Genomic DNA, 13,350 nt, shown 5'->3' with positions numbered 1-13,350 from the left:
TCCTAGAACATGTGTTTGATGCCGACCATCACGCCCGTCTGTCCCATGCCCGCGCCGGGTGTCGTGCCGCCACCGCCGCCGCTCACGGAATAGCGCGCCTTCGCGCTGTTGGCGAGATACGCCGCCTGTGCGTATACGGACGAGCGCTTACTCAGCAAGTAAGTGGTGCGCAGCGTGCCCATCGTCGCGCGCGTGTCGTGGTCGCCGTTGACGATGCGAAAGACCTCGCCGTCGACCAGAAACGCCGGCGTCACCAGATACGACGCGCCGATGAAGAAAAGGTCGGAGCGCACATTCGGCACGGCGGGTGAATCGGTCACCACGCGCCGCCCGAGCCAGCCCGCGCCCAGCTTCATGCCGGCGTATTGCGCATATGCGCTGACGTGCGTGCGGGCATCCTTGTCGGCGGCACTGGTGAGCGGCGTGGTTGCCACGCCATCGAAGAAGTTGGCGGCTGCATTGGTGCCGCCACGCTGGTCTTCGTACGACGCAGCGATGCCGAAGTACTGCGCGTCGTACTTGAGCATCACCGACCAGTCGCGGCACTCGGTTGCGTGACCGGGCACCGAGCCCGCGCACGTGCCCTGCCCCGGCGAGTTGCCCGTACCCGCTGAATCGCGTCCGAACGAATAGCCCGCGCCCAGCGTGAAGCCCTTATAGCTGCCGATATACGTCACGGCGTTGTCGGCGCGTGCGTTGGGCACGTATGCATCGAGCGAACCCATGCCGTAAATGTCCGGTCCGATGATGTCCGCGCCCTGCAACGCGAGATAGGTCATCGTGTACTGCCGGCCGAACGCGACCGTGCCGTACGTGGCGCTCTTGAGGCCGACAAACGCCTGGCGCCCGAACAAGCGGCCGCCCTGGCCCGAACTGCCGTCGCGGACGTTGAAACCGCTTTCGAGTGTGAATACCGCGCTATAGCCGCCACCCAGATCTTCGACGCCGCGCAATCCCCAGCGCGACGGCAATTCGCCTGTCACGGCCGGCATGCGGAACACGTGGTCGCCAGCGGCGTTCGCATGCGATACGTATTCGATGCCCGTATCGATGATGCCGTACAGCGTGACGCCCGATTGCGCGAAAGCGCTCGTTGCGAACGCGCAGAGCGCGCCGCACAGGGAAAGCCGGATCGTTGTTGCGTGCATCTCGTTGTCTCCAAACGTCGTGTGTTGTTATGGAAAGAGGGATTCAGTCTGCTGCGCGCGGACGGCGTATCAGCAGCAACGCGGCGACGGCAGCGATCAGCGTGACGGGGATGCTCGCGCCGATCACCGTCGACGAACTGCGGCCCATCGCCAGCAACTGGCCTGCCGCAAGCGGTCCGACCACGGAGCCGATGCGGCCCACTGCCACTGCTGCGCCGATGCCCGTGCCGCGCATCGGCGTCGGGTAGAAAACGGCAGCGAGCGCATAGAGCACCGATTGGCCGCCGATCACGAACATGCCGGCGAAGAATGCCGAAACGGCAAGCGCCGCGAATCCCGGTGCGACCGACAAGGCGGCGAGCGACGCGATGATGCCGACATACATGCCCGACACGACCGCGCCGCCGCGCAGCCGGTCCATCAACATGCCGATGAAGAGCGCGCCCAGTCCGCCGCCGATATTGAAGAAGATCTGCACATAGCCGACTTCGGCGCGCGCAAGACCGCGTGCCGCCATTAGCGACGGCAGCCAGTTGAGCAGGAAGTAGAGGACGATCAGCGTGCAGAAGTAACTGATCCAGATTTGCAGCGTGGACAGACCGCGATTCGCGCCGAACAGCACTTCACCAACGGGCGCCGGTTGCGCATTGGCCCCACGCGATGTTTTTCTGAACGCACTGGATTCAGGCAGGAACGCAATCAGCAACGGCACGAGCACGAGCGGCCCCGCGCCGCCGACATAGAAGATATGGCGCCAGTCCGTGTCGCCGATGCTGACGATCCCGATGATCGATGCGATCACGCCGCCGAACGGAATACCGCAATACATCACGCTCACAGCCGTATTGCGTGCTTTCGGCGACACGGCTTCCGACGACAGCGCTATCAGATTGGGCAACGCGCCGCCAAGCCCCATGCCTGTCAGCACGCGCACGATCACCAGCATGCTGAAGCTCGACACCAACGCAGTCGCGATCGACAGAAGGCCAAAGACGCATGCCGACAGGATCAGCACACGCTTGCGTCCGACCCGGTCGGCGAGACGCCCTCCAAACATCGCACCCGGCAGGAGTCCGAAGGTGCCCGCGCTGAACGCGATCCCCATTTGCGCGACCGTCAGCCCGAATTCACGCGCCATGCGCGGCGCCGCGACGCCGACGGATTGCAGATCCAACCCTTCCAGCAGAGCAATCGCAAAACAGAGGCCCAATGTCATAACGACGCCCGTGTTCGCGGCGGGCTGTGTCGCAATGCTGTCTCCTGGCAGTGCAGTTCTCGTGGATTTCATGTCTGTCACCTGTTGTTGTGCTGGTTTCGCGAACGCTTCCAGGTTGCCGTATATATCAGGCAACCTGATATATACGGCGAATAAAAGCGTGTTCCTGAGAACACGCCGGCCGTCGTCGCGATGGAGCGCATTTAATATCAGGCAACCTGACAACGCAAGATTATTGTGTTTGGTGAATACCCCAGGAGATACAGCGACCCGGCGTACATGTTGCCCTGTGAGCGCCATATGAACGCGCTCTGCGCGTGAATAGCGGCTCGAAGTTTCGTCGCCCGATTCCGCAACCAGGGGTTTTCACCAACGAGCCAAAGATTGTTTATCAGGCAACTTGATAATAGACTTCATATCAGGCTACCTGATACAAAATGAAATTGTCGGGTGACTTCAGGAACGCAACCACTGATGCGCGCAAGGCGCGCTGGAGCTACGAACATGGCAAGTTATGAGGATCGCTGGAAGACGGTCGACGTCAAGGTGCAGGAAGGCATCGCATGGGTGACGTTCAACCGCCCGGAGAAACGCAATGCGATGAGCCCGACGCTCAACAGCGAGATGGTGCAGGTGCTCGAAACGCTGGAACTCGACGCCGACGCGCAGGTACTCGTGCTCACGGGCGCCGGCGACGCGTGGACGGCAGGCATGGATCTGAAGGAGTATTTCCGCGAAGTCGACGCAGGGCCGGAAATCCTGCAGGAAAAGATCCGGCGCGATGCGTGTCAATGGCAATGGAAGCTGCTGCGCATGTATTCGAAGCCGACCCTCGCGATGGTCAATGGCTGGTGCTTCGGCGGCGGCTTCTCGCCGCTGGTCGCATGCGATCTCGCGATCGCCGCCGACGAAGCCGTGTTCGGCCTCTCCGAGATCAACTGGGGCATCCCGCCGGGCAATCTGGTCAGCAAGGCGATGGCCGATACGGTCGGACATCGTCAGGCGCTCTACTACATCATGACGGGTGAAACGTTCACGGGCACGGAAGCCGCCGCAATGGGCCTCGTCAACCGGAGCGTGCCGCGCGAGCAGCTGCGCGCGGAGACGGTGGCTCTCGCCGCGAAGCTGCTTGAAAAGAATCCGGTCGTACTGCGGGTCGCAAAGCATGGTTTCAAACGCTGCCGCGAACTGACGTGGGAACAGAACGAGGACTATCTGTACGCAAAGCTCGATCAGGCGCAACTGCGCGATCCCGAGAACGGGCGCGAAGAAGGACTGCGGCAATTCCTCGACCAGAAGTCGATCAAGCCCGGACTGCAGACGTACAAACGCGCGGACTGACACCCGGGACGCCCGGTGGGGCATCCCGCCGGGCGGGCGACAGAACAAAGGAGACAGTCATCGTGACGGAAGTGAGTATGCTGATCGGCGGAAAGGACCGCCTCGCCTCGAACGGCGCCACGTTCGAACGCCTGAATCCCGCGACGGGCAGACTGGCCTCGCGCGCACCCGCGGCCACGCTCGCGGATGCGGACGCGGCAGTCGATGCCGCCGCAGCGGCTTTCCCTGGATGGTCGGCTCTGCCGCCCACGGAGCGGCGCATGCGCCTGCTGAAGGCAGCGGACCTGATGGATGCGCGAACCGGCGCGTTCATCGAAACCGGCGTGGCGGAAACGGGCGCGATGGCGAACTGGTACGGCTTCAACGTGCATCTGGCGGCGCACATGCTGCGCGAAGCCGCCGCGATGACGACGCAGATCGACGGAAGCATCGTGCCGACCGATATGCCCGGCAACCTTGCTCTTGCCGTGCGTCAGCCATGCGGCGTAGTGCTCGGCATCGCGCCGTGGAATGCGCCCGTGATCCTCGGCACCCGTGCAGTCGCGATGCCGCTCGCGTGCGGAAACACGGTCGTTCTCAAGGCGTCGGAAGCGTGTCCCGCCGTGCATCGGATGATCGGCAGCGTGTTGCAGGAAGCAGGTCTCGGCGACGGCGTGATCAACGTCGTGACGAATGCGCCCGACGACGCACCCGCAATCGTCGAGCGGCTGATCGCGCATCCCGCCGTCCGGCGCGTGAACTTCACGGGCTCGACGCACGTTGGCCGCATCATCGCGATGCACGCGGCGAAACACCTGAAGCCCGCCTTGCTCGAACTCGGCGGCAAGGCCCCCGTGCTCGTGCTCGATGACGCCGATCTCGACGCAGCCGTCGAAGCCATCGCGTTCGGCGCGTTCTTCAACCAGGGGCAGATCTGCATGTCGACGGAACGCGTGATCGCGCATCGCGCCATCGCGGATATGCTTGTCGAGAAGCTCGCCAGCAAGGCGCGCAAGCTGGTCGCGGCCGAACCGACGGCGCCGGGCGCCGTGCTCGGCGCGATGGTGAGTGCACAGGCCGCACAGCGCGCGGCGGCGCTCGTGCAGGATGCCCGCGATCACGGCGCGGCGATCCACACGGCCGGCCCGGCACATGGCGCGGTCATGCAGCCGACGGTCGTCGATGGTGTGCGCCCCGAGATGAAACTGTACGCGGAGGAATCGTTCGCGCCCGTGGTCACCGTGCTGCGCGTCGATAGCGACGACGAAGCGATACGTGTCGCGAACGACAGCGAGTTCGGCTTGTCGGCGGCCGTGTTCAGCCGCGACATTGCGCGCGCCATGCAGGTGGCGAAGCGCGTCGAATCGGGCATCTGCCATATCAACGGCCCGACTGTGCACGATGAAGCGCAGATGCCGTTCGGCGGCGTGAAGAGCAGCGGCTACGGGCGCTTCGGCAGCAAGGCATCGATTGCCGAATTCACCGATCTGCGCTGGATCACGATACAGACAGGTCCGCGTCACTATCCAATCTGACGTTGCCGCTGTAAACGGGCCCGTTCACGCAGACGAAACAGATTCGGGCATGCTTCACATCAGGCGACGACCTCGCGCCGGGCTGTAGCCCGCCGCGCGAGCGAGCCCACACAGGAGACAACAAGGTGACTTCCCAGCCGACGCAATCCGGTGTCGACAGAGAAACATCAACGCCTTATCGCGCGGTGCGAATCGGGTCGGCACCCGTTCGCGTACGCCGCGAGCACGACGTCTGGTACATGGAGTCGGGCGCCGCGCCCGGCGTCTATCCGAAGCGTATTACTGACCGGCTCGCAAGCGGCGCGCTCGCGCATCCTGACCGATGGCTGGTCGCCCGCCGCGGCGCCAACGGCGAATGGCAAGGGATCAGCTACGCGCAGATGCTCGCGCATGCCCGCGCGATTGGTCAGGCGCTGCTCGGTCGCAACCTGTCTGCCGGGCGGCCCGTCGTGATTCTCTCGGGCAACGATCTCGAACACATGATGGTCGCGCTCGGCGCGATGTGGGCAGGCGTCCCCTACGCGCCCATTTCGCCCGCATATTCGCTCGTATCCAGCGACTACGGCAAGCTGCGTCATACGCTCGATCTGCTCACACCCGGCCTCGTATTCGCGACGGAAGGCGAGACGTTCGCCAAAGCGATCGACGCGACCATTGCCGACGGCGTCGAACTGGTCACCGCCTCAGGTTCATGTGGAAAGCGCCAATCCACGCCGCTATCGGAACTGCTCGACACCGCGCCCACGACGGTCGACGCCGTGCACGAGGCGATCGATCCCGATGCGATCGCGAAGTTTCTCTTTACGTCCGGCTCGACGATGCTCCCGAAGGCCGTGCCGACCACCCATCGCATGCTGTGCAGCAATCAGCAGATGCTGCTCGACACGTTTCCCGAGTTCGCCGTCGAGCCGCCCGTGCTGGTCGACTGGCTGCCGTGGAATCATACGTTCGGCGGCAGCCACAATGCCGGCATTGCGCTCTACAACGGCGGCACGCTGTATATCGACGACGGCAAGCCCGTTGGGAAGAAGTTCGACGAAACGCTGCGCAATCTGCGCGACATCGCGCCGACCATCTACTTCAACGTGCCGAAGGGTTGGGAAGAGCTGACGAGCGCGCTCGAAACCGACGCGCAGTTGCGCGAGACGTTCTTCTCACGCGTGAAAGTCTATTTCTTCGCAGGCGCCGGACTTTCGCAGGCAGCGTGGGACCGCTTGCAACGTGTCACCGAGCGCTTTTGCGGCGAGCGTATCCGCATCATGGCGGGCCTCGGCATGACGGAGACTTCGCCGTCGTGTCTGTTCACGACCGGGCCTGTGCCCGGTGCGGGCTACGTCGGCATGCCGGCGCCCGGCTGCGAAGTGAAGCTGGCGCCCGTGTCGGGCAAACTCGAAGCGCGCTTTCGCGGTCCGCACGTGATGCCCGGTTACTGGCGGATAGCCGATTCGAATGCAGCCGATTCATTCGATGACGAGGGGTATTACCGCAGCGGCGACGCACTAAAGTTCGTCGACCCGCAACGGCCGGAACTCGGCCTGATGTTCGACGGGCGCATCGCCGAAGATTTCAAACTCAGCTCAGGCACCTTCGTGAGCGTCGGGCCGATGCGTGCGCGGGTCATTTCAGCGGGCGCGCCCTATGTGCAGGACGTCGTCGTGACCGGCCTGAATCGCGATGACGTCGGGCTGCTCGTATTTCCACGACTCGACGATTGCCGGCGGCTCGCGCACCTGCCGGCGTCCGCGAACGCCACGGAGATTGCCGGCGCACCCGCCGTACGCGCCTTCTTCACCGATCTGCTCGAGAAGCTGAACCGCGATTCGACGGGCAGCGCGACGGCGATTGCGCGTCTTCGTCTGCTCGACGTTGCGCCGTCACTCGATCTCGGCGAGATCACCGATAAAGGATCGATCAACCAGCGCGCGGTACTGACGCAGCGCGCAAACCTGGTGGAGGCAATGCACGATGTGCAGCGCGACGATCCTGGCGTGATCTACGCGTCGCGTTGCAAGGTATGAAGGCGCGAGGAGCGGTGCAGCGTGCGAACGACGCGGTAACATGGCGTCTTCCACGACAGCAGCAGACCGATCTGATGACGGGCAAATCTCCGACGAAGACATCCAGCGCCACGAAAGCAAACCTCGCGACGGCCGCCCGTCCGCGCGCGGCCTCAGCGGGACGCAAGGCTTCGGCACGTCCCCGCTTGACCTATCTGATCGGCAGCCTCGATCGAATCCTGCGCCGCAAGATGACGGATGCGCTCGCGCCACTGGGCCTGACGCTCGCGCAGTTCACTGCGCTTTCCGTGCTGGAGGCGCGGGGCGAGGCGTCGAACGCGCAACTGGCCGAGCGGTCTTTCATCACGCCGCAATCGGCCAACGAAGTCATGAGCGTCATGGCATCGCGCAACTGGATCACGCGCGAGCCCGACCCGAATCATGGACGCATCGTCGTGCTCCGTCTAACGGACGAAGGACGGGAGGTGCTTCATCGCTGTATGGCGACGGTCCATGTTCTCGAGGCCCAGATGCTCGCCGGTATTGAGCCACTCGATGCGTTGGCAGCGCAGGAAATGCTGGAGTTGTTCGTCCGCAACCTGCGCGGGTAACGACTGGTCGCGGCTGCCCTCCCCTGCGTCACCTGCGCCCCCTGTTCATTCCGCTGATCGACCGCCTGAGGCACCCGCATCACGGGTTGGGCTCCGGGGGTTGCTCCTCCACGAATCGCAGGATTGCCTCCATGAGGGCCTCACGGGGATACGCGTTCTGCGTGACGAAGAGCGCGCCTATCGTCGGATGAGTCCGCGCAACGGGCACTGCCAGTGCCCAGTGATCCGCATTCACATAGGCCAGTAGCGTGCTGCCGGGTATGACCTGGTCGTAGAAAATGACCTGGCTGTCGTTTCGTGGATCGACCCGCGACAGCTTGTCGTAACTCGACTTCAGGATGGACGAGATGCGCTCCGGCTGCGGGTAGGTCACGACCGAGTAATAGCGCAGTCCGGCCGGCAGCAGGTTCCCGGCGAGCCACGCCTTGCGGACGGCCGGTCTCAGGCTCTGCACGGCGCCGCCGTCGCCCGATGTGCACGTCGCGCCGGGAACATGGCGCAACAGATCGGCCTGGTATTGCTCGGCGTCGTTGGCGAGCGGCGAGCCGCCGACCGCGCCGGCCGCGCTCACCACAGCCGCGACACGGCTGCGGATCTCCGGATAGGCAACCAGCGCTTCGAGCATGTCGGGCGCGCCTTTTGAATAGCCGATCAGCACGATACGCGGCGGCCCGTCGGGCGCGGGCATCGCCATGAGCGCATCGCGAATCTGGCGTGCGTTGTTGAGGGAACTCGATAGCGCGTCGACGTCGATTAGCGTGGCGTCGTAGCCATACTGCCGCAGGTGCGTGACGACGGTACCGGGCGGACTCAGCCACGGCTTGAAGCAGTCGTAACCGATGCCGGGCACGACGGCCGCGACGAGGCGGCGTCGGGATGGCCCCAGGTCGACGGGCCGGCCCGCGCCGGCGGGCTCGGCGCCCACGCGCGTCAGCGCGTCCTCACAGGGACGGCTGTCGGGCACCGACGATCCGCGCGCTGCGAGGACCGCGCAATAGATTTCGCGGAAGCGCGCCCGCTGATCCCCTATCCCCGCCTGGGTCGCGGGCATGAGTACCAACGGCGGCGTATCGGTCGAAAACGGAACGAGGGGCTTTGAGGCGCAGGCGCCGAGCAGAAGGCACGCCGTCGTCAGCGTCAGCGCCAGCCAGGCGCGGTCGGAATCAGGGATGCGCATCGCCCGTTGCTCCAGATTGAAGATCGTCGCGCCTGTCGAGATACGGCACCCAATCGAGCAGATCCACATCCGACAGGCTGCGCGGCCGCGTTGCAAAGAACACGACCGCGCGTAGTCCGTCCGTGTAGTAGCTTGCGCCGTCGAGCGTCGCGCGTGGATGGGCTGACGATGCCTCGCCGACGCCATAAGCGAATCCGAGCTTGTCGAGACCGCCCGAATACATCAGATCCTGGATGAGGAGATTGCGAGCCTCGTCGATGTTCTGGTGCAGCCTGGGGTGTGTCTCGCCGCGTCGCGCAAAGCGCCCGCCGACGGGACGGCCGACCTGCGCGACATAGACCAGTTGCCCCTGAAAGCGAATCGGGGCAAGCCATCCGCGTATCCAGGTCGACGGCGCGCCCGCCTGCGCCTGCTTGCGCATGACGAAGTCCGCTTCGCGCCCGAAAACCCGCTGCACGACGTCGGACTCGCGCGCATCGCGCCGGTAGCTGCGCCGCACCAGGGCCGCGCCGATATCGTTAAGCTGGCCGACCGCGACCGCGTTCAGCGGATCGGCCTGTGCCGTCCCGGTCGCGTCGGTCGCGCAGCATGGCAACCGCTCGATTGCCGCGCGCAGCGATGCGAGATCCGGGCAGTCGACGATCGCTGCTTCCGGGAACGGGAAAGGAATCTGCGCAAGCGCCGGATCGATCGTGTCCTCGGGCACGCGCAGAAAGAGCGAAAAAGGAATCAGCGTCTGGCTTGCGAGCAGGTCGATATTGACGAGCTTGATGCCACGATCGGGGTTGGTGAAAAGAATGCCTGACTGGGTCGCACCCGGCGCAATCGGATTGATGAAACCGAGTTTTCTGAAATAGTCGTCCATGCGCGTGTTCGTTGAACCGCCGAACGTCGTATGCATCGACCACGCGACCTCGTCGGGCGAGAAGTAGTCGGGGTCGGTGCCCGAGCGCAACAGCCATAGCGCCTGCGAGGTTCCGTTGTGCACTTCGATCCAGAGCGGCTGGACCCTCGTCGCGTTGACATCGGCGCCATACAGCCGCTTGCTGTCTTCGCTGCCCAGCACAGTGGCGCTCACGCGCACGTCGCGACGCGTGTCGCTGACCTCATGTTCGCGCAGCGGCTTGACGTCGGCATCGGACGGCGCACGCCACGTCGCGCATCCCGCGAGCGTCAGCCCAAGCAACAGGGCGGCAGCACGCTTGCGCAAGCGACGCACGGTCGGCCGCACATTCATGGCCCGGCTCCTGGCGTGACGCGCATGACCTTGTATGGCGTGACCCACGGAAAGACGGTGATGTCCGCAAGCGATGACGGCACGCGGTCAAATACGAGCACGATGCGATAGCCATCCGTGAAGTACGGGTCGGTTGTCAGATTTGTGCGCGGCATGCTTTCGGGCGCCGCGCCCACGCCGCTCAAAAGGCCGATCTTCGACAGATTCTGCGAATACGCCATGTCTTCCGTGAGCGCGCTGCGCGCTTCGTCGACGTCCGGGTCGATCTTGTGCGTCGTGAACGTGGACGAGTGCCATGTCAGACGAGTGCCGATGTCGCGGCTGATCTGCCCCACCCAGACGGGTTTGCCGCGATAGCGCATGTTACTGAGCCACAGACGCATGTGATTGCGCTGGTGAATGTCGCCGCGCGCCTTTTGCAGCGCGAGATCCTGCGCGTGGCCGAACACGTAGAGGTCGCTCACGGGTGCGTTGACGTAGGCTTCGCCGGAAAGCGCGGCGCTGATCATCCGCCGGATTGCACCCGACCACTTCTGTTCCGTGACGCTCCAGCCCCGGCGAACGAGCGACGGAAAGGCATCGTCGAGGCCGCCGACGATCACGAGATTGAGGGGATCGCCATTCTTCGAACCGTCTTCGTTGGTGGCGCAGCATGGCAAGGCTTCGAGCGCGGCGCGAAAGCTCCCGTCGTCCGTGTAATTCACGATGGGCACTTCAGGGTCGGCCGCGCGTTTGAACACCTGGCTGCGCTTGTAGTCGCCCTCGAACCCCGGCACCGCCACGAAGATCGAAAACGTCCGGACACGGCCCCTCGCGACGAGGTCGATCTGCACGAGCTTCACACCCTCGTTGAGGTGGGTCAGAACAAGACCGGATACCGTCTCTCCCGGACGGATGGGATTGGCGAAGGCGAGCGAACGGAATCGGCGGTCGAGTTCCGTCTGCTGTTCAGGCGACGCGTCCGCGAATGCTTCGGCCGCTTCAGACGCCGGAAAGAAGTTCGGATCCAGTCCCGGCGACAGAAGAAAGTAGTTGCCGTCCTCCCCATTGCGAACCTCGATCCAGACGGGCTGGATGTTCCTTTCCGCAAGCGGAACACCATAGACGGCAGCGCTTTCCTGCGGCGACAGCACGGCTGTCGAAACCTGCATGCCTCCCTCGCTGCGTGTCACGGCGCGGTTCTGATAGGCAGGCACCGAAACCGTGGGCGGCGCTGCCGAGCAGCCAGCCAGTATGCAGCCGGTGAAGATGACAGCCTGCATCCGCGTCACGATGCGCTTCATCAAGACACCTCTCCGCCGGGATCTGGGGATACAGCCGCATGCCTAGGAGGATCGCGCGCCCGCTACCGCTGCGGGCAAACAGGCCGTTCGTCGCCCGCTCAGGGATATGCACGATATTTACAGCCCAGTCTAGTTGATTGGGGCCGAACCAGGCATGTTTCACATGTCAGCCGCCCGCACTCGTGCGCGCCGTCATTCGTCCACGCATTCCTCTGATCATGCCGGCTTGCCGACGGACGCGAACAGATCGGTAATCTCTTTCATCGTCGCGGCTTCGTTCGTGTACGTGAACGTGCCGCGACCGAGCATTTCATTGGCTGCGCGCAGCATCGCGCCCAACGCCGCGCGGGCAAGCGCTCCGCCGACGCTGATCCTCCTCACGCCGAGCCGCGCCAGATCGTCGACGGAAAACGGCATGCCCGCCATGCCCATCAGCACGTTGACGGGCCGGTCGACGGAACTGACGACGGCCGCGATGTCTTCGCGCGTCTTCAGGCCGGGCGCGTAGAGCACGTCGGCGCCCGCTTCCTGGTACGCCTGCAGACGGCGGATGGTATCGGAAAGATCGGCGCGTCCGGCCAGATAGTTTTCCGCGCGCGCCGTCAGCGTGAACGGAAACGGCAAGGCACGCGCCGCTTCGACCGCGGCGCGCACGCGCTCGACGGCGAGGTCGTGCGCGTAAATGGGATCGTCGGCGCGGCCGGTCGCGTCCTCAATCGAGCCGCCGACGACGCCCGCCGCAGCCGCCTGCCGGATCGTCTCGGCGGCGTCTTCCGGCGCGTCGCCGAAGCCGTTTTCGAGGTCCGCGCTGACGGGCAGCGCCGTCGACGGCGCGAGTTCGGCCAGATGGCGAATCATCTGCTCGCGGCCGACGGCGTTGTCCGGCACGCCAATGGAGAACGCATAGCCCGCGCTGGTCGTCGCCAATGCCCTGAAGCCGAGCGCTTCGAGCAGACGCGCGGAACCGATGTCCCACGGGTTGGGAATGACGAACGGCTGGCTCGCCTCGTGAAGCGCGCGAAACGCCCGTGCCTTGTCTGCTTGCGATGTCATGGCCGCTCCGTCGGTGGCAAGCCGGAATGGGCCGTTCTGCCCGGCGCGGGAACGCGACCGGGCAAAAGCGGAAAGTACTGCGCCGTGTGCCGCGAACTCAGGTTTCGAGCTTCGCGTCCATCGTGATCGTCGCGTTCAATACCTTCGAGATCGGGCAACCTGCCTTGGCGTCGGCGGCGGCCTTGTCGAACGCGGCCTTGTCGCCGCCCGGAATCTTCACCACGACGTCGAGATGCGAAGCCGTCACCGCGAAACCGCCGCCGTCCTTGTCGAGCGTGACGGTGGCCGTGGTCGCGATGCGCTCCGGCTTGATGTTGGCCTTGCCGAGTTCCGCCGACAACGCCATCGAAAAGCACCCCGCATGCGCCGCCGCGATCAGTTCTTCGGGATTGGTGCCGATGCCGTTCTCGAAGCGCGTCGCGAACGAATACTGCGTGTCCTTGAGCACTCCGCTATCGGTGGAGATGGAGCCCTTGCCGTCCTGCAGACCACCTTGCCAGACTGCTGATGCCTTGCGCTTCATTCGTCTCTCCTGTTTCGGGTTCGTGCTGCCGCGCTACCCACGACGATGCCGGCCGCGACGGTCCTCGCCCGACAGATCGCGGCTCCGGCACCCGTCACGCGTGCTGCGCCGAACGTGCGGGCCGTAGGCGTGGACCGAAGCTTCATCATAGGCGGATATCGGTGGCACTGCCGTGAAGCGGCGCGCCTGACCATTATTTCATTCGCCGCAAGAATCTTTCTCCAATCTGCCACTTTTTTGATCACCCACT

11 protein-coding genes are annotated in these 13,350 nt (G+C 64.5%); 4 read left to right on the top strand and 7 right to left on the bottom strand.

The features are described 5' to 3' along the window. Positions 1-2 precede the first annotated feature (2 nt). On the bottom strand, positions 3-1,148 hold the full coding sequence (locus FRZ40_RS28305) for a porin (protein ID WP_147236309.1): 1,146 nt from the start codon (positions 1,146-1,148) through the stop codon (positions 3-5). Positions 1,149-1,191: 43 nt separating this feature from the next. Then, positions 1,192-2,436, bottom strand: a complete 1,245-nt coding sequence (gene mhpT / locus FRZ40_RS28300; RefSeq protein ID WP_147236308.1) for a 3-(3-hydroxy-phenyl)propionate transporter MhpT — start codon at positions 2,434-2,436, stop codon at positions 1,192-1,194. A gap of 432 nt (positions 2,437-2,868) precedes the next feature. On the opposite strand from mhpT, the gene FRZ40_RS28295 reads away from it, so the two are divergent. The 4 genes from FRZ40_RS28295 (at position 2,869) to FRZ40_RS28280 (ending at position 7,827) form a co-directional block, all read left to right on the top strand. Beyond that, entirely contained in the window at positions 2,869-3,705 is an 837-nt protein-coding gene (locus FRZ40_RS28295) for a p-hydroxycinnamoyl CoA hydratase/lyase (protein ID WP_147236307.1), read from the top strand. A gap of 62 nt (positions 3,706-3,767) precedes the next feature. Further along, positions 3,768-5,219, top strand: a complete 1,452-nt coding sequence (locus FRZ40_RS28290; RefSeq protein WP_147236306.1) for an aldehyde dehydrogenase — start codon at positions 3,768-3,770, stop codon at positions 5,217-5,219. Positions 5,220-5,344: 125 nt separating this feature from the next. Further along, entirely contained in the window at positions 5,345-7,237 is a 1,893-nt protein-coding gene (locus tag FRZ40_RS28285; RefSeq protein ID WP_147236305.1) for a feruloyl-CoA synthase, read from the top strand. A gap of 74 nt (positions 7,238-7,311) precedes the next feature. Further along, the gene (locus FRZ40_RS28280) at positions 7,312-7,827 is read left to right on the top strand and encodes a MarR family winged helix-turn-helix transcriptional regulator (protein ID WP_147236304.1); all 516 of its coding nucleotides are present in this window, start codon (positions 7,312-7,314) and stop codon (positions 7,825-7,827) included. A gap of 79 nt (positions 7,828-7,906) precedes the next feature. Here the strand turns inward: FRZ40_RS28280 and FRZ40_RS28275 are convergent, their stop codons facing one another. The 5 genes from FRZ40_RS28275 to FRZ40_RS28255 all read right to left on the bottom strand — a co-directional run bounded on the left by FRZ40_RS28275 (position 7,907) and on the right by FRZ40_RS28255 (position 13,100). Continuing rightward, positions 7,907-9,004, bottom strand: a complete 1,098-nt coding sequence (locus tag FRZ40_RS28275; RefSeq protein ID WP_147236303.1) for a lipase family protein — start codon at positions 9,002-9,004, stop codon at positions 7,907-7,909. Next, complete coding sequence (locus FRZ40_RS28270) at positions 8,991-10,241, bottom strand: LssY C-terminal domain-containing protein (protein WP_147236302.1); 1,251 nt, start codon at positions 10,239-10,241, stop codon at positions 8,991-8,993. Before FRZ40_RS28270 ends, FRZ40_RS28275 begins: the two co-directional genes overlap by 14 nt. Next, on the bottom strand, positions 10,238-11,524 hold the full coding sequence (locus FRZ40_RS28265; RefSeq protein ID WP_147236825.1) for an LssY C-terminal domain-containing protein: 1,287 nt from the start codon (positions 11,522-11,524) through the stop codon (positions 10,238-10,240). The genes FRZ40_RS28270 and FRZ40_RS28265 overlap by 4 nt, the downstream gene beginning before the upstream one ends. A gap of 216 nt (positions 11,525-11,740) precedes the next feature. After that, a complete protein-coding gene (locus FRZ40_RS28260) occupies positions 11,741-12,577 on the bottom strand; it encodes an isocitrate lyase/PEP mutase family protein (RefSeq protein WP_147236301.1) in 837 nt (278 codons plus the stop codon). 97 nt (positions 12,578-12,674) lie between these two features. Then, the gene (locus tag FRZ40_RS28255; protein ID WP_028366515.1) at positions 12,675-13,100 is read right to left on the bottom strand and encodes an OsmC family protein; all 426 of its coding nucleotides are present in this window, start codon (positions 13,098-13,100) and stop codon (positions 12,675-12,677) included. Positions 13,101-13,350 lie beyond the last annotated feature (250 nt).

Source organism: Paraburkholderia azotifigens (genome assembly GCF_007995085.1).
Taxonomy (GTDB): Bacteria; Pseudomonadota; Gammaproteobacteria; order Burkholderiales; family Burkholderiaceae; genus Paraburkholderia; species Paraburkholderia azotifigens.
The sequence above is the reverse complement of the archived record's forward strand: the minus strand, read 5'-3'. Positions and strand labels throughout refer to the sequence as shown.

Bases quoted from the DNA above. Each gene is read 5' to 3' on its own strand.
- FRZ40_RS28255 (WP_028366515.1), bottom strand. From the start codon at position 13,100: ATGAAGCGCAAGGCATCAGCAGTCTGGCAAGGTGGTCTGCAGGACGGC.
- mhpT (WP_147236308.1), bottom strand. From the start codon at position 2,436: ATGAAATCCACGAGAACTGCACTGCCAGGAGACAGCATTGCGACACAG.
- FRZ40_RS28265 (WP_147236825.1), bottom strand. From the start codon at position 11,524: ATGAAGCGCATCGTGACGCGGATGCAGGCTGTCATCTTCACCGGCTGC.
- FRZ40_RS28305 (WP_147236309.1), bottom strand. From the start codon at position 1,148: ATGCACGCAACAACGATCCGGCTTTCCCTGTGCGGCGCGCTCTGCGCG.
- FRZ40_RS28270 (WP_147236302.1), bottom strand. From the start codon at position 10,241: ATGAATGTGCGGCCGACCGTGCGTCGCTTGCGCAAGCGTGCTGCCGCC.
- FRZ40_RS28295 (WP_147236307.1), top strand. From the start codon at position 2,869: ATGGCAAGTTATGAGGATCGCTGGAAGACGGTCGACGTCAAGGTGCAG.
- FRZ40_RS28260 (WP_147236301.1), bottom strand. From the start codon at position 12,577: ATGACATCGCAAGCAGACAAGGCACGGGCGTTTCGCGCGCTTCACGAG.
- FRZ40_RS28275 (WP_147236303.1), bottom strand. From the start codon at position 9,004: ATGCGCATCCCTGATTCCGACCGCGCCTGGCTGGCGCTGACGCTGACG.
- FRZ40_RS28280 (WP_147236304.1), top strand. From the start codon at position 7,312: ATGACGGGCAAATCTCCGACGAAGACATCCAGCGCCACGAAAGCAAAC.